Annotated in this window: 19 protein-coding genes; 7 read left to right on the top strand and 12 right to left on the bottom strand. The window is 61.8% G+C overall.

What is annotated here, in order from left to right; genetic code table 11:
- Positions 1-51 precede the first annotated feature (51 nt).
- Both EKH80_RS18370 and EKH80_RS18365 read right to left on the bottom strand, forming a co-directional pair.
- Complete coding sequence (locus tag EKH80_RS18370; RefSeq protein WP_126686250.1) at positions 52-690, bottom strand: Vgb family protein; 639 nt, start codon at positions 688-690, stop codon at positions 52-54.
- Positions 691-720: 30 nt separating this feature from the next.
- Positions 721-1,941, bottom strand: coding sequence for a helix-turn-helix domain-containing protein (locus EKH80_RS18365; protein WP_126686249.1), 1,221 nt, complete (start codon positions 1,939-1,941; stop codon positions 721-723).
- 128 nt (positions 1,942-2,069) lie between these two features.
- Between EKH80_RS18365 and EKH80_RS18360 the strand changes: the two genes are divergently transcribed.
- The 3 genes from EKH80_RS18360 to EKH80_RS18350 all read left to right on the top strand — a co-directional run bounded on the left by EKH80_RS18360 (position 2,070) and on the right by EKH80_RS18350 (position 5,297).
- On the top strand, positions 2,070-2,837 hold the full coding sequence (locus tag EKH80_RS18360; RefSeq protein WP_126686248.1) for a DUF899 domain-containing protein: 768 nt from the start codon (positions 2,070-2,072) through the stop codon (positions 2,835-2,837).
- A 75-nt stretch (positions 2,838-2,912) separates the two neighbouring features.
- Positions 2,913-3,686: a DUF2182 domain-containing protein gene (locus EKH80_RS18355; protein WP_126686247.1), complete on the top strand. Its 774-nt coding sequence runs from the start codon at positions 2,913-2,915 to the stop codon at positions 3,684-3,686.
- A gap of 339 nt (positions 3,687-4,025) precedes the next feature.
- Positions 4,026-5,297 (top strand): glycerophosphodiester phosphodiesterase family protein, encoded by a 1,272-nt coding sequence (locus EKH80_RS18350; protein ID WP_158628877.1) that lies wholly within the window; start codon positions 4,026-4,028, stop codon positions 5,295-5,297.
- A 159-nt stretch (positions 5,298-5,456) separates the two neighbouring features.
- Here the strand turns inward: EKH80_RS18350 and galU are convergent, their stop codons facing one another.
- The 8 genes from galU to cmk form a co-directional block, all read right to left on the bottom strand.
- On the bottom strand, positions 5,457-6,329 hold the full coding sequence (galU, locus tag EKH80_RS18345) for a UTP--glucose-1-phosphate uridylyltransferase GalU (protein ID WP_126686245.1): 873 nt from the start codon (positions 6,327-6,329) through the stop codon (positions 5,457-5,459).
- Entirely contained in the window at positions 6,330-8,225 is a 1,896-nt protein-coding gene (locus tag EKH80_RS18340) for a polysaccharide biosynthesis protein (RefSeq protein WP_126686244.1), read from the bottom strand.
- Positions 8,212-9,258 (bottom strand): glycosyltransferase family 4 protein, encoded by a 1,047-nt coding sequence (locus EKH80_RS18335; protein ID WP_126686243.1) that lies wholly within the window; start codon positions 9,256-9,258, stop codon positions 8,212-8,214. Before EKH80_RS18335 ends, EKH80_RS18340 begins: the two co-directional genes overlap by 14 nt.
- Complete coding sequence (gene lapB, locus EKH80_RS18330) at positions 9,251-10,426, bottom strand: lipopolysaccharide assembly protein LapB (RefSeq protein WP_126686242.1); 1,176 nt, start codon at positions 10,424-10,426, stop codon at positions 9,251-9,253. The genes EKH80_RS18335 and lapB overlap by 8 nt, the downstream gene beginning before the upstream one ends.
- Positions 10,423-10,683: a DUF1049 domain-containing protein gene (locus tag EKH80_RS18325; protein ID WP_126686241.1), complete on the bottom strand. Its 261-nt coding sequence runs from the start codon at positions 10,681-10,683 to the stop codon at positions 10,423-10,425. Before EKH80_RS18325 ends, lapB begins: the two co-directional genes overlap by 4 nt.
- Positions 10,684-10,939: 256 nt before the next feature.
- Positions 10,940-11,308 carry an integration host factor subunit beta gene (locus tag EKH80_RS18320; protein ID WP_268991920.1) on the bottom strand — a complete coding sequence of 123 codons (369 nt, stop codon included), beginning with the start codon at positions 11,306-11,308 and terminating at the stop codon, positions 10,940-10,942.
- Positions 11,308-12,981, bottom strand: a complete 1,674-nt coding sequence (rpsA, locus tag EKH80_RS18315) for a 30S ribosomal protein S1 (protein WP_126686239.1) — start codon at positions 12,979-12,981, stop codon at positions 11,308-11,310. Before rpsA ends, EKH80_RS18320 begins: the two co-directional genes overlap by 1 nt.
- A gap of 161 nt (positions 12,982-13,142) precedes the next feature.
- Positions 13,143-13,823 (bottom strand): (d)CMP kinase, encoded by a 681-nt coding sequence (cmk, locus tag EKH80_RS18310; RefSeq protein WP_126686238.1) that lies wholly within the window; start codon positions 13,821-13,823, stop codon positions 13,143-13,145.
- Positions 13,824-13,883: 60 nt separating this feature from the next.
- On the opposite strand from cmk, the gene EKH80_RS18305 reads away from it, so the two are divergent.
- Entirely contained in the window at positions 13,884-14,192 is a 309-nt protein-coding gene (locus tag EKH80_RS18305; protein WP_425481162.1) for an acyl-CoA-binding protein, read from the top strand.
- An 85-nt stretch (positions 14,193-14,277) separates the two neighbouring features.
- On the top strand, positions 14,278-16,299 hold the full coding sequence (locus EKH80_RS18300; protein ID WP_126686237.1) for an NADPH-dependent 2,4-dienoyl-CoA reductase: 2,022 nt from the start codon (positions 14,278-14,280) through the stop codon (positions 16,297-16,299).
- Between the two features lie 52 nt (positions 16,300-16,351).
- Here the strand turns inward: EKH80_RS18300 and EKH80_RS18295 are convergent, their stop codons facing one another.
- Positions 16,352-16,591, bottom strand: coding sequence for a DUF1272 domain-containing protein (locus tag EKH80_RS18295; protein ID WP_230473807.1), 240 nt, complete (start codon positions 16,589-16,591; stop codon positions 16,352-16,354).
- A 168-nt stretch (positions 16,592-16,759) separates the two neighbouring features.
- A complete protein-coding gene (locus EKH80_RS18290) occupies positions 16,760-16,999 on the bottom strand; it encodes a DUF1272 domain-containing protein (protein ID WP_230473805.1) in 240 nt (79 codons plus the stop codon).
- Positions 17,000-17,407: 408 nt separating this feature from the next.
- On the opposite strand from EKH80_RS18290, the gene EKH80_RS18285 reads away from it, so the two are divergent.
- Both EKH80_RS18285 and ykgO read left to right on the top strand, forming a co-directional pair.
- On the top strand, positions 17,408-18,319 hold the full coding sequence (locus tag EKH80_RS18285) for a LysR substrate-binding domain-containing protein (protein WP_126686234.1): 912 nt from the start codon (positions 17,408-17,410) through the stop codon (positions 18,317-18,319).
- Between the two features lie 63 nt (positions 18,320-18,382).
- Positions 18,383-18,508, top strand: a complete 126-nt coding sequence (gene ykgO, locus EKH80_RS18280) for a type B 50S ribosomal protein L36 (protein WP_010342887.1) — start codon at positions 18,383-18,385, stop codon at positions 18,506-18,508.
- Positions 18,509-18,538 lie beyond the last annotated feature (30 nt).

The raw sequence follows: 18,538 nt of genomic DNA, 5'->3' as shown, positions 1-18,538 counted from the left end.
CCGCCTTCGCGGGGAATGACGGCAATGGCGAGTACGCCAGCCGGTATTCGACTACTCGTGCTTGGGCCGCAAGATCGCCCGCAGCTTGCCGGTGTTGCCGCCGCCGCAGAAAAACCGCTCGCCGCCATCGGATTCCAAGCCTGACACGCCCATGCCGGCCGGCATTTCGAGCCGCTCCAGCACTTCTCCCGTCTGCGGATCGACGCGGCGCACATCGCTGTCGTCACCTTCCCAGGTGGCATGCCACAGCTCGCCGTCGACCCAGCTGACGCCGGTGACGAAGCGGTTGAACTCGATGGTGCTGAGTATGGCTCCGGTTTGAGGATCGATGCGGTGGATCTTCCGTTCCCGGTACTCTCCGACCCAAAGCGAGCCTTCGGCCCAGGCCAACCCCGAGTCGCCACCGCCGCCGGGCGCCGGGATGGTGGCCAGCACGCGGCCGCTCTGCGGATCGATCTTGTGGATACGGTCCTCGGCGATCTGGAACAGGTATTGGCCATCGAAGGCCGTGCCGGCATGGGCGGCGACATCGACCGACCGCAACAGCTTGCCGCTGTCCGGATCGAGGGCATTGAGTTTTTCGCCGGATGCGAACCAGACCTGGTGGCCGTCATACGTCACGCCAGCCACCTTGTCGATACCAGGAAAGGGGCCGTACTCGCGGAGAATCTTGGCTGCGGAACGTTTCATGGCTTCATCCTGGTCAATGAGTGAATCATCCTAGTCAATGGGCAGCGGGCCTGGGAGTAACAATATCGACGGGAAGTCCGGCACCGGCGGGGTCATCCAGCGACGCGCGGGCCCGCGGCCGAACGACTGTACCTTGCCATCCGCAGCAAGCGATTCGAGCGCTCGCTGGACCGTGCGGGGGCTCGCGCCCAGGGCCATCGACAAAGCCGAGCTGGACCAGGACTCGCCGTCGGCGAGCAAGGCGAGTACTGCGGCATGCCGGTCCTCAACTGGCGGAGCCAGCACGACAACTTCGCATGCGGCGTGCGGCAGCAGCGCAAAGCCTAGTTCCGTCGCGCTTATGTCCGCCAACGGCCGCAATATGGCGCGCAGGCGCCCGACTTCGACCCGCAATCGTGCGCGATGCGTCTCATCGGCGTGCCTGATACGAAAGGCATCTGCGATGAGCGTGCTACGCGGCACGTCCCCAGGCCAAGCCTCCCCTAGATGGCGCATCAACGCGAACAGGATGGGGCGTGTGGCAAGCGAAACGACCGCATCTGCACCATGCACAACATGACGGCATGCATCCACGACGAACGTGGGCGATGCCAGCAACGTTTCGACCTCATCCAGCCGCAGTAGGTGCTCTTCGCCCCGTGCGATCACACGACCGGCCGGCATCTCCAACACGCGTGATGCGCTTTCGACCTCCGCCATCAGTGCCGGGATACGCGCCGCGCGTGCAGCCTGTCCGGCCACCTGAAGCGCGGCCCGCGCACGTTTCGTCTGCAAGCGCCGGATCGCTATGCCTGCTACGACCAGCTCGTGGGCGGCTCTGGACGCGGGAGGAAACGGCGTTGGGTCCAGGTCGGCAAGCATGCGTTCGGCATCGTCAAGGCGACCGAGCAGTAGCAGGCGCCGGACTTCGATATTGCGCGCATGCGCGGCATTGATGCGATCGCCATGCGAGTCGAGCGTTGCACGCGCGGCTTCGAGCGCCTTCACCGGCCAACCCAGGTCGCGTGATACGAGCGCGATTTCGGCTTCGGCCACGATGCACCTCGCCCGGGCCACCGCCTCCCTGGACCCGAACCCACGCGCCGCCCTGCGCAACAGCAACTTCGCTCGGGCAAAGTCGCCGAGCTGCGCCATGGCGATGCCCCGCAGCGCAAGGCTGGGCGCATCCTCGCGCAGCGCGACCCGCTTCAGGGCGCCGAGGGGGTCACCCGTGGCGAGCGCGCGCGCCGCAGCCGTGATCAGTGAATCCATCGCCATCGCGCCACATTTGTCACTCCCACCCGTTCGGAGCCTCGCGCTAACTATATCCCACGGCCTCGCACCACCAGGCCGAGGCGAATGCAGCAGGTACAGAACCTTCGACGAGCGGAGTAAATAGCATGACCACGCACATGATCGGAACACGCGAACAATGGCTGGCAGCACGGATCGAGCTGCTCAAGGCGGAAAAGGAGCTTACTCATCGCAGCGACGAGCTGGCACGGCAACGGCAAGAGCTGCCGTGGGTGCCGATCAACAAGGGCTATCGCTTCGATACCGACGAAGGCGGTGCTTCGCTGGCCGACCTGTTCCGCGGGCGCTCGCAACTGCTCGTCTATCACTTCATGTTCGGACCGGATTTCGCTGCAGGCTGTCCATCCTGCTCGGCGATCGCCGACGGCTTCAATGGCTTCGCCGAGCATCTGGCCAACCACGACGTGATGCTGTGGGCGGTATCGCGCGCACCGCTGGCGAAGCTGCAGGCGTACAAGCGGCGCCTGGGCTGGACCTTTCCATGGGCATCTTCTCACGGCGGCGACTTCAACTTCGATTTCACCGTCTCCATCACCGAACAACAACAACGTGAGGGGACCTACGAATACAACTATGAGCAAGGCGGCCAGGCGATGGACGCGACGACCCAGTTTCCGCAGGTCGTTGTCGAACACGCAGCCGCGACCGGAACCGATGCACTGGCCTTCGTGCGCGAAAGGCCGGGCATGAGCGCGTTCGTGCTCGAAGACGGCGTTGTCTATCACAGCTATTCCACCTACGCGCGTGGCCTGGACGGCTTGTGGGGCATGTTCCAGTGGCTGGACCGCGCGCCCAAGGGGCGCAACGAAACAAACGTCTGGTGGCGCCGCCACGACGAGTACAGCAAGCGGTAAGCAAAGCCACGCTGAGTGTCGAAATCGTGGCGCCCGCTTCGTCTATCGCATGAGACCTGCCGCTTCGAGTAGCCCATGATCGCCGTACCCGCCTCCGAACGCGCCTTCTTCGCCGCCTCGGCCTTGCTCTTCACGCTCAGCGCAACGCTGACGGTCGTCGGGGGCGCGCCCATGTCCGGCATGGATGTCATGCCTATGCCAGGCGGCTGGACCCTGTCGATGATATGGATGCGGATGCCCGGGCACAGCTGGAGCGGCACCGCGGCATCGTTCCTGGTCATGTGGGAGGTGATGATGGTCGCGATGATGCTGCCATCCCTGGTGCCCACGCTACGACGCTATCGCCAGGCCGTAAGCGCGACTGATGGAATGCATTTGGACATGCTGACCGTGCTGGTGGGCACCGGCTATTTCTTCGCATGGAGCGTGTTCGGCATGCTCGTGTTTCCATTGGGTGCTGCGTTGGCCGCCGCGGAGATGCAATCCCCGGCGTTGGCACGCAGTGTTCCGCTGATGGTCGGCGTAATGGTCTTGCTGGCGGGCGCCACCCAGTTCACGCCGTGGAAAGCGCGCCAGCTCACTCGTTGCCGGGACGCATTGAGGCATACTCGCACCTTGCCGGGGCAACCAGGTGCGGCGTGGCGGCAAGGCATGTGCCTGGGACTGCATTGCTGCCTGAGCTGCGCCAATCTGACGGCGATTCAGCTGGTGATAGGAGTGATGGATTTGCGCGCGATGGCGCTCGTCACGTCAGCCATCATCGCAGAACGCTTTGCACCGGCAGGCAAACTTGTGGCGCGAGCCATTGGTGTTTTGACCATCGGGGCGGGCGCGTTTTTGATGACCTGACGAACAGAGCAGAAATCTTGTTCAAGCCAGGATCAATACGTTACAAAAAACCATTTCGCGCGGGCTCGCAAGCCCACTGACTCCATATGCTGTTCAACGAGTGACTCGAACGAGTTGGACGCACTCGTAACGACGCGTGCAAAAAAATGCAATAAATCATGACCACCTGATCTCCTATCAAGTGGACGCATCTTTGCTATCGTAGAGCACATCATTGAATACGACCCGAAAAAACAGACCGACCCGGTCACCTCCAAAAGTCTTGCGAGCGCATCTGCGATGCGCGATACCTTGCTCATATATTTATTTCTTATCGACGCGACTACAAGATCTCATCATATGAAACACAAAAGTCTGGGACTGGCATTGGCAGTGGCATGCCTATTTTCATCAATGCAATCTATCATCGCACATGCTGGATGTTACGACCCGCGCCGTGTTATTGAGGCCATGGCGACACCGGATGAGCATGGCATCAATCCCGTTGTCATCGCCCACCGAGGGCTGTGGCGAGCAGACACAGGCACGACTGTGATCGCGCCTGAAAACAGCCCAATCGCACTGCAGAAAGCCGACGAAGCGTGCATTGAAGCCGTTGAATTGGATGTCAAAACGCTAGCAGATGGCACGCCCGTCGTCATGCACGACTTCAACCTCGGCGGCACGACGGATATTGGCGATCTTAAAGGGCAGCCGCTATTCGATCCCTACAAAAATACTGGATACAATCCACTTGCCAGCAATACGTCCTTGTCCGACTTTAGACAATTGAGGCTCAAAAATTCTCGGACGATGCAAACCATAGGAGCCTGGTCCGCCCCCTTGATCAAGGATGTGTATGACTATTACTACAGACATCGCATGTCCACCGCCCTTGTCTGGGACGTCAAAACCAAAGAGGCCGTCATAGCCCTGGCCAAACTCGTTGATGCCGACCGCCGCGACTATTCTCACGAAACGACCATGCCGCCCATAAGCGCCGCGGATATTACGGTGCTAAAAATTAACGCCACCGTCTATCCAAACGGCGCAGATTATGCGAGCGACATGAAGAAAAATGGCGTCACTCATGCACCGAAGGTGATACCCATATACACGACAAATATGGAAAAAGCGCTCAATGACATACATTCCTCTCCGCTACTGTCGTTGGAGAGCTGGAAAAATTCATCGTCCGGATACTTTCTGGCTCCTGAGATCGATTTGAAACAGGAGAATGGGCTGTTGTCGGAGACAATGAACTTCGCCACTCAGAACAATCTTTCAGTTGGCATATTCAATGCCATTCCTGATTGGCTGGGCGGTGGAGAAACAGCTGGATCATCGGGCATCCCATCAGATAAAGCCTTTGTAAATAACAATGGCGAATGCTGCTATCAACTTTCCAGTAAATATGCGGAGTTCAACGGCCAGCGGGACACCGATGACAAGAGGGGAGACTGGAGCTTTCTTTACTCCCAACACTTTGGCTCCATCACGACTGATCGAAGCACTGCTTTAATCCAGGATTTGAACTTGAAGGGTCGCGCCACCGACCGTTATGGCAAAGCACTATGGCGGTCATACGCCCCCGAATCGGAGGTAATCATCGTTTCAATGCTTCTCAACTGACCCAGGCCTATGTACCCGTCGCCGCAAGGTATGCGCGCCCCGCTTTGTGTAGGTTGGAGTGCAAGTCCCAACACCGCACAGTGTGGAGATGATCATGTTGGGGTTTGCACCCCAACCTACACAGGGAGGCGAAGCGAGGCGCTTCTTACGTCGAACCAATCAATACGCCTTGGCGACTTCGCGCACCACCTTCGCCAGGTTCGGATCCTGCATCGCCATATGCATGGTGGCCCGCACCAGGCCGGCCTTGTTGCCGCAGTCGAAGCGAGTGCCTTCGAAGCGATAGGCCAGTACCTTGCCCTGCTCGGTCAGCAAAGTTTCGATGGCGTCAGTGAGCTGGATTTCACCGCCTGCGCCGGGCTTGGTCTGTTCCAGCAACGAGAAGATGCGGCCCGGCAACACGTAGCGACCGACGACGGCCAGATTGGAGGGTGCCTCCGCCGGCTTGGGCTTTTCGACCATATAGCGGATGCGTGCGCTGCGCTCATCCACCGCTTCGGCATCGACAATTCCGTACTTGTCGGTCTGGTCATGCGGCACTTCCTCGACCGCGATGACGCCCGCTTGTTCGGCCTCGGCCAGTTCCGCCATCTGGCGCAGGGCGCCCTTGCCCCGGTTCCAGATCAGGTCGTCCGGCAGGACCACGCCGAATGGCTCATCGCCCACTACCGGCTTGGCACACAGCACCGCATGGCCTAACCCCAGGGCTTCGGGCTGGGTCACGAAGATCGCGCGCACATGACGGGGAAGCGTGCCCTGCACCAGGGCGAGCAGGTCATCCTTGCCCTTCTCCAGCAGCTTGGCTTCCAGCTCGTAAGCCTTGTCGAAGTAGTCGGCGATGGCGTGCTTGTAGCGATTGGTGACAAATACCAGCGTATCGGCCCCTGCATCGACGGCTTCGTCGACGGCGTACTGGATCAGGGGTCGGTCCAGCACCGGCAGCATTTCCTTGGCAACCACCTTGGTGGCCGGAAGAAAACGCGTGCCTAGACCGGCTACCGGAAACACCACCTTGCGCAATGGCTTACTCACTCACTTCTCTCCGATGTCGTTGCGGCGTAACGGAATCACGTTGCCGGATGGGGCAGCGTCGCTCCAACTGAATGATGGAAGCAGACTGGATACACACTGGCGCAGCTCGTCCTCATTGAAGCTGCGGACGGCTTCGGCGGCCTTGACCATCTGCGCCTGCAGCAGCTCCCACGATACTGGCCGGTGCTGTGCAAGGAATATCTTGTTGTGTGTCGTCGCGCTGTAGTTTTCCAGCGGATGAAACAGTTCCTCGAACAATTTCTCGCCGGAGCGCAGGCCGGTGTAGACGATGGATACTTCCGTGCCGGGCTTCTTGCCGGCCAGCCGGATCATCTGCTCGGCGAGGTCGCGGATCTTCACCGGCTCGCCCATGTCCAGCGCGAAGATTTCACCACCCTGCCCGATGGCCGCCGCCTGCAGGATCAGCTGCGTGGCTTCCGGAATGGTCATGAAGTAGCGCGAGATTTCAGGGTGCGTGACGGTTACGGGACCGCCGGACTGGATCTGCTGGCGAAACAGCGGTACTACGGAACCGGCTGAGTCCAGCACGTTGCCGAATCGCACGGTGATGAAGTGCGTCTTCGAATGAGCATTGAGGTTCTGGCACCAGATTTCCGCGATGCGCTTGCACGCGCCCATCACGCTGGTGGGATTGACAGCCTTGTCGGTGGAAATCAGCACGAAGCATTCCACGCCCATTTCGCTCGACAAATCAGCCACTGCACGCGTCGCTAGCACGTTGTTGCGCACCGCGGTGCGCAGCTGTCCCTGCAACATGGGCACATGTTTATAGGCGGCCGCGTGAAACACCACCTGCGGTTTCGATTCGGCAAACAGGCGCCGCATGGCAATGGGGTCGCCGCAATCGGTGAGCATGCTGTTGAGCAGCAGCTCCGGATAGGCGGCACGCAATTCCTGCGAAATCTGATACAGGTTGTATTCGCAGGATTCGACGATCGTCAGCGCCTGCACACCGAGCCGCGCAACTTGCCGGCACAATTCCGAGCCGATCGAGCCGCCGCCGCCCGTGACCAGCACGCGGCGGCCGGTCAGCGTTTCACGAATTTTCGTCCAGTCCAGCTCGACGGCATCGCGGCCGAGCAGGTCTTCGATCGACACTTCCTTGATCTGGTTGAACTGTGCGCGGCCGGCGACGACGTCCTCTAGCTTGGGCACCGTACGGTACGGCAGGCCTGTGCGATCGCACAGTTCCACCACCTGCCGCATCTGCCGTGCGCCGGCGCCCGGCAAGGCGATCAGCAACATTTGCACGGCCGACTCCTTGGCCACTTCAGGCAATTGCTCCAACGAACCCAGCACCGGCTTGCCGTTGATACGCGCACCGCGCAGCGAACGGCGGTCGTCCACGAAACCGACCACCATGTAACGGCTATCGCGATGCAGATCGCGTGCCAGCGCTTCGCCGGCGCTGTCCGCTCCGACGATCAGCACGCGCTGCGTCTTGGCACTCATGAAAAGATCGATGCGGCTGTCTTTCCAGAAGCGGTAGGCCAGGCGCGGCGTACCGAGGAACAAGGCCAACACGAAGGGATACAGCAGCAACACCGAGCGCGGCACGCCATCCAGACGTCCATACAGGAACAGAGAAACGCCGATTGCCACGGTGCCCACTATGGCCGCGCGCAGGATATTCCACAGGTCCGGCAGGCTGGCGAAGCGCCACACGCCTTTGTACAAGCCGGTCCATGCATAGATCAGGCCCTGCACCATCAGCACGATCGGAAATTCGTAAGGTTCGAAGGTGATGATCAGCTTCGGATCGAGCGCGTAGCGCAGCTCCTTCGCCACCCACCAGGCAAGCGCGGTAACCAGCAGGTCGTGCAGGACCACTGCCGCGCGCGGATGAACTGTGCCAACCCATTTACGTAAGGACATGACGAATCCTGTATCGATTTCGCCTGATCAAACGGCGCTTGGCATGAACCCAGACGGCAGCCGCCATCGAATAAGTGACGATGCATGCCGGCAGCCCCATCCCTGGTTGCAGCGCCGCCCACACAGCCAGCGGTGCCGCTATCACCAGATTCCAGCCCAAATACCAGCCAGCGCTTGCCCTATGCGTATAACCCCTGCGCACTATCCATTGATACAGATGTTCGCGGTGCGCAGCGTACCAGCGCCTGCCTGTGAGCATACGAGTGAGCAGGGTAAGGCTGGCATCCGTGATGAAAGCTGAACTGAGGATCAGGGCCGGCCACACCAGAGGCCAGCGCAGGCGCCACAGCATCGCCGTCAGTGCAAACAGCAGCAGGCCAACGGCTGCACTGCCCACGTCCCCCATGAAAATGCGGGCCGGCGAGCGGTTGTAGCACCAAAAGCCCAGGCAGGCTGCGGCCACACAGCCGGCCGTACCCGCCAGCACAGGCTGGCCGATATAGCCCGCGAGCACCGCAAGTCCGCCGGCTACGAAGATGCCCTGCTGCGCCAACAGGCCGTCGATCCCATCCATGAAATTATGCAAATTGACGCTCCACGCACCGCCAAGCACCCATAGCGGCAACCAGAGCCAGCTCAGCGGCCCACTGATCAGCCCCAGCAAAAACAGCACGACAGCCAATAATTGCACGCCAAGGCGTGGAAGCACCGGCAAGGAACTGTGATCGTCCCACCAGCCGATGCACGCAATCATCGCCGTAGCGAGCAGCAACATGACGACGAGGTGAAGCGGCCACGGCGAAGCCTGCTGCAGCAGGCATATCGGCATCATCAGCAGCACGGCCACGACAATGCCGATGCCACCCCCGCGCGCAGTCGCAATCTTGTGCGAACGCCGCTGCCCCGGCTGGTCGAACATGCCGCGGCGATACGCATAGGCAATGGCCGCCCGCACCACGCCCAGAGCGATCAGGAAAGCAAACACCACAGCAAGCGCGATCGGGGCAAGGCCAGCCACGAGCGCGTCACTCATTGGCCACGCCGTGGATCGGCCGGATCGTGCTCCAGCCTTTGCAGCTGGGACACTGCCAGTGATGTGCCTTGGTGCCGAACCCGCAATGGCTGCAGCGATACATGGCCTGGCCTTCGAGCAGCTTGCGCGTGAGGTCGCGCAAGATCAGGAAGTTTTCCCGCGCTTCGCCTTCGATCTTGTCCATGGTCGCATCGATCAAGGCCATCAGTCCGCGCACGGAGGGGCGTTGCCGCAATTGCGAGGTAAGGAATTCAATCGCCGGCTTTTCACCATCGCGCTGTTGGTACAGGTGCGTCAGCGCGAGCACCGGCGAGATGCCGTGATAGCGCCCCAGCATGTCGCGCAGAAAGCGCTCCGCCCGTTCCATCTGGGCAGAGCGGGCATAGCTGTCGAGCAAGGGCGGAAGGATTTCCGGTACGAACGCGATATCCGCTTCGACTGCGCGCTCGTACGCCTCCACTGCCTCCGCGTGTTGCCCTTCCTCCGCATGCAGGCGTCCGGTCAGCATGAACGCGCGCACGCAGTTGGACTGGGAAGCGAAAGCCTGCTGCAGATATTCCCTTGCTTCGGCGCGGGCGCCGTGTTGGCGGGATTGCTCGGCCAGCTCGCAATAGAACTGCGCGATGGTGGTGGCCTCTTCCTCGCCGGTCATCGTTTCCAGTCGGCGTGCGTGTTCGATGGCCTTGTGCCAGTCGCGCTCGTGCTGATAGATCGCGATCAGATGACGCAGGGCCGAAGGCGCATGCGCGTTCATGGCGACCAGATCGGAGAACAGCGCTTCGGCGCGGTCGAGCAGGCCGGCGCGCATGTAGTCTTCGCCCAGTTCCAGCAAAGCCACGGTCTTCATCCCTTCCGACAGGCCGGGACGGGAGACCAGGTGCTGATGCAGACGGATGGCTCGGTCCACTTCACCGCGGCGCCTGAACAGGTTGCCTAACGCTAAGTGCGTTTCCACGGTGTCGCGGTTGTATTCGGCGAGCTTGAGGAACACCTCGATCGCCTTGTCCTGCTCTTCATTCAGCAGGTAGTTCAGGCCACGGAAATAGTCGGAGGACAGCTCGCTGACCTGGGCACCCGAACGGCGTACCCCGGCACGCCGCGCCGTCCACCAGCCACTTAGGAAGGCTGCCGGTATGAGCAGTGCCAGCAGCGAATAAAAGACGCTCATGGTGCTTTGCTTGCCTTGGCGCCCTGAGCTTTCGCTGTGCTTCGTCGTTCGCGGCGATGCCGCGTGGTAACGCCCAGCCATGCCGTCAGGCCACCGAGTATCCAGCCCAGTGCCAAAGTGGCCAGCAAGGCGGCCCCTTTGGGGACCTGGACGCGCGCAAAGGCAAGGTCGTAGCCGACCAGGTCCGCATTGAGCGCCCCAAGGACCACTCCCCCGGCCACGAACACTAGCAATAGCAGCATGACGATCAATCGCATCGTGCGACTTTACCCGATTGACTGAACAGCTCACAGGGGAATGTGAAGGCGCAATTCAGGCAGACTGCCGGATTCGAGACTGGGTCGGCTGATGTAGGCTGGGTTGTCAAACCCAGCATCGCGCAGGTTGCACGCATGGCAATGCTGGGTTTGACAACCCAGCCTACGGCGCCATCTACGATACCCGCAAAAAGAAAAAGGCAGGATCGGCCCGAAGCCGCCTGCCTGTCGGAACAAGCTTGTGTCGAAGAGGGCCTTAGCCGAGCTGCTGCTCCAGCCGCAGGTTGACGCGCTCACGCAACTCCTTGCCGGGCTTGAAGTGCGGAACGTGCTTGCCGGGCAGGGCCACCGATTCACCCGTCTTCGGATTGCGCCCCATGCGCGGGGGCCTATAGTGCAAGGCGAAACTGCCAAAGCCGCGAATTTCGATGCGCTCGCCATGGGCCAGGGCTTGGCTCATTTGCTCGATGACATTCTTGACCGCCAGCTCGACATCGCTGAACGCAAGGTGGGTCTGACGCCTGGCCAGCGCCTCAATCAGCTCGGATTTGGTCATGGGTCCCCAATGTCCGTGACGTGGAACGAATCGGGGCGGCGCAACGCCGCCCCGACCTAGGCACTCTATCAGTCAGCCTTGTTGAGCTGCTCCTTGAGCAGCGCACCAAGCTTGGTCGTGCCACCCGACGCGGACGAGTATTCGGCCATGGCGTCTTGCAGCTCTTCCTCATCCTTGGCGCGGATCGACAGCGAAAGCTGGCGGCCCTTGCGGTCCATGCCGGTGAACTTCGCTTCCACCTTGTCACCCACCTTCAGATGCTGGGTGGCATCGTCGATGCGCTCCTTGGCGATATCGTTGGCGCGGATATAACCCTCGACGCCGTCGCCCAGGTCCACCACCGCACCCTTGGCGTCCACTTCCTTCACCGTACCGTTGACGATCGCGCCACGCGGATGGACGGCCATGAAGTGGCCGAACGGATCCTGCTCCATCTGCTTGATGCCGAGCGAGATGCGCTCGCGCTCCGGATCCACGGCCAGCACCACCGCTTCGATCTCGTCGCCCTTCTTGAAGTTGCGCACGAGGTCTTCGCCGGATGCCTGCCAGGAGATGTCGGACAGGTGCACGAGGCCGTCGATGCCGCCGTCCAGGCCGATGAAGATGCCGAAATCGGTGATCGACTTGATCTGGCCGGACACCTTGTCGTTCTTCTTGTGCGTGGCGGCGAAAGCTTCCCACGGGTTCGAGCGAGTCTGCTTGATGCCCAGCGAGATGCGGCGACGCTCTTCATCCACGTCCAGCACCATCACTTCGGTCTCGTCGCCGACCTGCACCACCTTGGCCGGATTGACGTTCTTGTTGGTCCAGTCCATTTCGGACACGTGCACCAGGCCTTCCACGCCCGGCTCGATCTCGACGAAGCAGCCGTAATCGGTGACGTTGGAGACCTTGCCGAACAAACGGCTGCCGACCGGGTAGCGACGCGAGATAGCCACCCACGGATCATCGCCCAGTTGCTTCAGACCCAGGGACACGCGGTTGCGCTCGCGATCGTACTTCAGCACGCGCACGTCCAGCTCGTCGCCGACGTTGACCACTTCGGACGGATGGCGCACACGCTTCCACGCCATATCGGTGATGTGCAGCAGGCCGTCGATGCCGCCCAGGTCCACGAACGCGCCGTAGTCGGTGAGGTTCTTGACCGTGCCCTTCACCACCGCGCCTTCGGTCAGGCGTTCCAGCAGCTTCTCGCGCTCTTCGGAGAACTCGGTCTCGACGACGGCGCGGCGGCTGACCACCACATTGTTGCGCTTGCGGTCCAGCTTGATGATCTTGAATTCGAGATCCTTGCCTTCCAGGTACACCGGATCGCGTACCGGACGCACGTCGACCAGCGAGCCCGGCAGGAATGCGCGGACATCCTTGATGTCGACGGTGAAGCCGCCCTTGACCTTGCCGGAGATCTTGCCGGTGATGGTCTCTTCCTTGTCGAAGGCCTGCTCAAGGTCGTCCCACACCATGGAACGCTTGGCCTTCTCGCGGGAGAGCTTGGTCTCGCCGAAGCCGTCTTCCAGTGCGTCGAGGGCTACCTTCACCTCGTCGCCAACGCGTACTTCCAACTCGCCGTTCTCGGTCTTGAACTGCTCGATCGGAACGATGCCTTCGCTCTTCAGGCCGGCGTTGATCACGACAACGTCATTGCGGATCTCGACCACAATGCCGGTGACGATGGCGCCCGGCTTCAGCTTAGAAATGGCCTGTTGGCTCTGTTCAAACAGCTCGGCAAAACTTTCAGTCATGTTGATTCCAAAATAAGAAAAGGCCCTCGACCCACTGCGCGCCGTCGGATATTTGCGCAGATGGACAGGCCCACCGGTTGTGGGTGTTCGGGATCGCTCCCTCGCACCGTTGACCCAAAACTTCATGCCGCGACATGAAGCGCCAATACCGCCGCAACCCTCTACGGATTCACGACGGCCAAAACTTCAGCGACCACATCCTCGATCCCCATGCCGGTGGTATCCACCAGCACCGCATCGCGGGCGGGTTTGAGCGGCGCCACGGCTCGCGATGCATCGCGGGCGTCACGCGCCTCAATTTCGCTCTGGAGGGAAGCAAGTGTAACGCTCAGCCCCTTTTCCTTCAACTGCTTATAACGTCTTTTCGCCCTTTCGGCGGCGCTGGCGGTCAGGAATACTTTGTACGCCGCATCGGGGAAGATCACCGTGCCCATGTCCCTCCCGTCGGCCACCAGGCCGGGCGCCTTGCGGAAGCCCAGCTGCAGGTCGACCAGCGCCTGGCGCACGGTCGGAATCGAGGCAATGGCCGAAGCGGCGGCGCCGGCCGTCTCGGTGCGCAGCTCGTCGGTGGCATCGTGGCCATTGACGATTACGCGCGTTTCGCCATCATGGGTCGCCGCACGAAACTGGATCCTGGTGGTTTGCGCGCAGCGGGTGACGGCCTCGGCATCGGACAAGTCCAGTCCGGCCATGCCCGCAGCGTAGCCCACCGCCCTGTACAATGCTCCGGAATCCAGCAGGCGCCAGCCCAGGTGTTCGGCCACCAGCCGGCTTATTGTGCCTTTGCCAGATCCGGAGGGTCCGTCGATGGTGAGTACGGGCACGGACTGGCGTGTTGGCATGGACGGACCTGATGGCACGGGAAGTGCTTAGTTTATCGCGTTTCCAGGGGTGCCAGGCGCATGCTTACCAGTTCCTCATCGACCGTATCCGACTTCCAGCCGGCTCCCATCAATGAGCTCGACAGCCAGTTCCACCAGGCCGCAGACGAGGCCCGGCAACTGAGACAACGACCCGATAACGACACTCTGCTCTCGCTCTACGCGCTCTACAAACAAGCGCTGGAAGGTGACGTGCACGACTGTCAGCCGACGAGCTTCTTCGACTTCATCGGCACTGCCAAGCAGGAGGCATGGGGACGCCTGAAGGGCATGCCGCAGGGCGAAGCCATGCAGCGATACGTGGAATTGGTACGACAATTGCTGGTCTGAGCCAGCCCCCTGCCCCTGCGGGACCACTTGCGCCTCACACGAATAGACGGCACATTCATACGATCGTTTGAACGATGGTCGCCGCATGAACTACCCGCATCTGTTTGCCCCACTCGACTTAGGGTCTGTCACCCTGCCCAACCGCATCCTGATGGGCTCGATGCACACCGGACTGGAGGACAAAGCAGCGGATTTCGACAAGCTGGCGGCGTATTTCGGCGAACGCGCCCGTGGCGGCGTGGGCTTGATGGTCACCGGCGGCATCGCTCCCAGTATCGAAGGCTGGCTCAAGCCCTTCGGCGGGCGCCTGACCCTGCCCTGGCACAAACCACGGCATCGCAAGATCACCCAGGCCGTACACGCCGAAGGCGGGCGCATCTGCATGCAGATCCTGCACGCCGGGCGTTATGGCTATCACCCGCTGTCGGTGGCGCCCTCGCGCATCCAGTCGCCGATCACGCCGTTCAAACCACGCGAGCTGAGCACGCGCGGCGTTGAACGCACCATCCGGGATTTCGTCCGCTGCGCCCAGCTTGCCCGCGAAGCCGGCTATGACGGCGTGGAGGTGATGGGCTCAGAAGGCTACCTGATCAATCAATTCATCGCCGCGCGCACCAACCAGCGCCAAGACGCATGGGGCGGTGATGCCGCAAGACGCATGCGCTTTGCGCTCGAAATCGTCGAGCGCATGCGCGCCGCCGTCGGCCGGGATTTCATCATCATCTACCGCCTCTCCATGCTCGACCTGGTGGAAGGCGGGCAGCCTTGGGCTGACATCGTCACGTTGGCCAAGGGCATCGAGGCGGCCGGTGCCAGCCTCATCAACACCGGCATCGGCTGGCACGAAGCACGCGTGCCCACCATCGTCACCAGCGTGCCGCGCGCGGGCTTCAGCTGGGTGACGAAGAAGCTCAAAGGGGAAGTATCGATTCCTCTGGTTACCACCAATCGCATCAACATGCCGGACGTGGCCGAACGGATCCTGGCCGGCGGCGAGGCCGACATGGTGTCGATGGCACGGCCACTGCTCGCCGATCCTGAGTGGCCAGTCAAGGCAAAAACCGGCCGCAGCGAACGCATCAACACTTGCATCGCGTGCAACCAGGCCTGCCTGGATCACGTGTTCTTGAATCAGCGCGCCACTTGCATGGTGAATCCTCGCGCCTGCCATGAAACGGAATTGCGCATCACGCCAAGCAACACGCACAAGCGGATCGCCGTGGTGGGTGCAGGCCCCGCAGGCATGGCTTGCGCCGCCACGCTGGCCGAACGCGGCCATGACGTCACGCTGATCGATGGCGCCGGTGAAGTCGGTGGCCAGTTCAATTACGCCAAACGCATTCCAGGCAAGGAAGAATTCCACGAGACGCTGCGCTATTTCACGCATCGCCTGGCCGATGTCGGCGTGCGCGTGCAATTGGGGCAGATCGCGGACGCCGCTGCGCTCAAGGCGCAGAACTACGACGACATCATCATCGCCACCGGCATCACGCCGCGCCGCGTGAGTTTTCCGGGTAGCGACGATCCCCGTGTGCTGAGTTACCTGGATGTGCTTGCACGCAACCATCCGGTCGGCCAGCGCGTGGCGATCATCGGGGCGGGCGGCATCGGCTTTGATGTGGCCGAGTTCCTGGTCGAACAGGCCCCCTCGCCCGCTACCGACGTTACGCGCTGGACGCGCGAATGGGGAGTGGACAGGCAGCTCGAACATCCCGGCGGCCTGATTGCTGCGCAACCGGAGCCGGCGGCTCGGCAGATCTGGCTGCTGCAACGCACGTCAGGGCGCCCCGGCGCGCGCCTCAACAAAACCACCGGCTGGGTGCATCGGGCTACGCTGAAGAACAAGCAGGTAGCGATGTTGGGTGGAGTCAGCTACGAACGCTTCGACGAGCAGGGGCTGCACATCAGCGTAGAGGGCAAAACGCAGGTGCTGCCAGTGGACAACGTGGTGGTCTGCGCCGGCCAGGAACCTAACCGAGGCCTGGTCGACGCGCTGATCGCTGCCGGCCATCCGAGCGTGCATGTCATCGGTGGCGCCGACGTGGCGGCGGAACTGGACGCCAAGCGGGCGATCGCGCAAGGAACGCGGCTGGCCGCGACGCTGTAGGCCGGGATGACAGCCCCAGGCAGGAATGGTCATCCCGGCCCGGCCTACGCGGCTATACCGCCTGGACGCCGTCAAGAGGCTTGAAGATACGCTGCGTGGAAGCTGGATACTTGGCGAGCAAGTCCGGCGATCGCGCGGGACGAGGGGCAAGCTCGCCACCGCAGTTGGGGCAGGCACCGCCGAGTATCGAGCTGGCGCATTCCTCGCAGAACGTGCGCTCGAATGAGCAAATGAACGCACCTTCGCGTTCAGGCGGTAGGTCTTTGTCGCAACACTCGCAGTTTGGTCTCATTTGCAACATGGGAGCCTCCTGGGTTTATGGACATCCAAGAACCGACCCGAGGCGCAGCCTTTCGCGGACGCCTCCATGGCAATACTAGACTGATTCCGCGGTAAGTACGCAGCAGCGGCCATCCCGCGCTATGGCCAGCCTGTGAGATGCAGGGATTGTCATCCCGGCCTACGCAGCCTTGGCACAGCCGCCAGGCTTGTGGACGCGCTGCGTGGAAGCCGGATATTTGGCAAGCAAGGCCACCGCTCGCGGGGGACGGGGGACAAGCCCCCCACCGCAGTTCGGGCAAACACCGCCAAGGACGGAGCTGACGCACTCCTCGCAGAAAGTGCATTCAAATGAGCACACGAATGCGCCTTTGGTTTCAGCCGGCAAGTCCTTGTTGCAGCATTCGCAGTTGGGCCTCATTTGCAGCATGGGCATTCTCCCGGGTTGGTGGACGCCTGACGTCGCGGTCTTGCTTGGCTTCGAGCGTCCTGATGACTTTCACTCGCCGCTCTCATCATAGGCCGGTGCTTCACGTTGGCGTTGCACGAACTCACGCATCAGTTACGGCTAAGCACTGCTTGCTGCTCGATGGCCGCTTGCTGGCGGCGATACGACCAAAACGGGAAAGAGAAAGGAAGCGCCCCGCTAGCGACGCGTCGGTAGTGGCTCTGGGGAGGGAGGCCGAATACCGCGGGGGTAGCGTCGCTGCGGGGCGAGGGTCAGCGCCACTCGGGGGGAGGGGTCAGTGGCGCGACGGAGAGAATATTATGATCGACGCGATACAGAATCAAATATATATTTAGACCCCAACTTATTCGAAAGTCATATATGTTTGATTTTCGCCAGCTGCGCTACTTCATCGCGGTGGCCGAGGAACTGAGCTTCACCCGTGCGGCCCAACGCCTGCACCTTTCCCAGCCGCCGCTCTCCCAGCAGATCCAGGCACTGGAACAGGACCTGGGCGTGCGCCTGCTCGAACGCGACAAACGCAACGTCGCCCTCACTCCGCCTGGCCGACTCTTCCTCGACCAGGCGCGGCAGATCCTGGCGCTGGCCGACGAGGCCCGCTCCCAGGTAGCGGAGGCCGCTGCGGGCTATAGCGGCCACCTGAAGTTGGCCTACACAGTGTCCGTGTCCTTTCATCCTGCCCTGCCCCAGACGCTGCTGAGACTCGGCCAGAACGCTCCCAACGTGCGCGTATGGCTTAGCGAGATGTACACCGAGCCTCAGTTCTCGGCCATTCGCGGCGGTCAGCTGGATGTGGGCTTCGTCCGCGACGTCCCCCTGCATGAGGACGACGCGCGCGCCTTGCGGCTGGATGTGATCGACCGCGAACCGCTGCTGCTCGCCCTGCCCGAGGGGCACCGCCTGGCTGGGCGGCAAAGCGTGGAGCTGGGCGAGGTAGCGGGCGATCCCTTTGTGGTCCAGCCGCGCGAACTGGCTGCCACGCTTTACGACCGGCTGGTACGCCTGGCCGCCAAATCCGGCTTCCACCCGGTGATCCGGCAACACGCCCAGCAGATCAACGGCCTGCTGGCCCTGGTTGCCGCCGGCATGGGCCTCGCGCTGATACCCGCCAGCATGCAGGTGGTGAAGATTCCCGGGGTAAACTACGTGCCGCTGGCCGATCCGGATGCCTACCTGCTGCTGGCGGTCGCCAGCGATGCCGATAACCCGTCGCCGGTCGTGCTGCAGTTCCTGGATACCGTTGCCGAAGCCAAGGCGGCCTTGGGCTTGTGATAAGTAATTCAAATCGTTATACTTGCGTGCTTTCTTTGATTCACTTCGTTCCAGGAGCCTGCCGTGAAGGTGCTTTCCTCTTTGAAGTCCGCCAAGGCGCGGCACCGTGACTGCAAGGTTGTGCGCCGTCGCGGCAAAGTGTTCGTGATCTGCAAGAGCAATCCGCGTTTCAAGGCGCGTCAGCGTTGATCGTTTGATCGCCGATGCGCCATGAAAAAA

This window comes from Dyella choica (assembly GCF_003977665.1).
Taxonomy (GTDB): domain Bacteria; phylum Pseudomonadota; class Gammaproteobacteria; order Xanthomonadales; family Rhodanobacteraceae; genus Dyella_B; species Dyella_B choica.
Note: the sequence above shows the minus strand (reverse complement) of the source record. Positions and strands in the feature narration are given on the sequence as shown.

What these genes read in the sequence shown, in the direction of transcription:
- rpsA (WP_126686239.1), bottom strand. Translation starts at nt 12,981, where the DNA reads ATGACTGAAAGTTTTGCCGAGCTGTTTGAACAGAGCCAACAGGCCATT.
- EKH80_RS18285 (WP_126686234.1), top strand. Translation starts at nt 17,408, where the DNA reads ATGTTTGATTTTCGCCAGCTGCGCTACTTCATCGCGGTGGCCGAGGAA.
- EKH80_RS18300 (WP_126686237.1), top strand. Translation starts at nt 14,278, where the DNA reads ATGAACTACCCGCATCTGTTTGCCCCACTCGACTTAGGGTCTGTCACC.
- EKH80_RS18305 (WP_425481162.1), top strand. Translation starts at nt 13,884, where the DNA reads ATGCTTACCAGTTCCTCATCGACCGTATCCGACTTCCAGCCGGCTCCC.
- lapB (WP_126686242.1), bottom strand. Translation starts at nt 10,426, where the DNA reads ATGAGCGTCTTTTATTCGCTGCTGGCACTGCTCATACCGGCAGCCTTC.
- EKH80_RS18335 (WP_126686243.1), bottom strand. Translation starts at nt 9,258, where the DNA reads ATGAGTGACGCGCTCGTGGCTGGCCTTGCCCCGATCGCGCTTGCTGTG.
- cmk (WP_126686238.1), bottom strand. Translation starts at nt 13,823, where the DNA reads ATGCCAACACGCCAGTCCGTGCCCGTACTCACCATCGACGGACCCTCC.
- EKH80_RS18290 (WP_230473805.1), bottom strand. Translation starts at nt 16,999, where the DNA reads ATGAGGCCCAACTGCGAATGCTGCAACAAGGACTTGCCGGCTGAAACC.
- EKH80_RS18360 (WP_126686248.1), top strand. Translation starts at nt 2,070, where the DNA reads ATGACCACGCACATGATCGGAACACGCGAACAATGGCTGGCAGCACGG.
- EKH80_RS18355 (WP_126686247.1), top strand. Translation starts at nt 2,913, where the DNA reads ATGATCGCCGTACCCGCCTCCGAACGCGCCTTCTTCGCCGCCTCGGCC.
- EKH80_RS18340 (WP_126686244.1), bottom strand. Translation starts at nt 8,225, where the DNA reads ATGTCCTTACGTAAATGGGTTGGCACAGTTCATCCGCGCGCGGCAGTG.
- EKH80_RS18325 (WP_126686241.1), bottom strand. Translation starts at nt 10,683, where the DNA reads ATGCGATTGATCGTCATGCTGCTATTGCTAGTGTTCGTGGCCGGGGGA.
- EKH80_RS18365 (WP_126686249.1), bottom strand. Translation starts at nt 1,941, where the DNA reads ATGGATTCACTGATCACGGCTGCGGCGCGCGCGCTCGCCACGGGTGAC.
- EKH80_RS18295 (WP_230473807.1), bottom strand. Translation starts at nt 16,591, where the DNA reads ATGAGACCAAACTGCGAGTGTTGCGACAAAGACCTACCGCCTGAACGC.
- EKH80_RS18370 (WP_126686250.1), bottom strand. Translation starts at nt 690, where the DNA reads ATGAAACGTTCCGCAGCCAAGATTCTCCGCGAGTACGGCCCCTTTCCT.
- EKH80_RS18350 (WP_158628877.1), top strand. Translation starts at nt 4,026, where the DNA reads ATGAAACACAAAAGTCTGGGACTGGCATTGGCAGTGGCATGCCTATTT.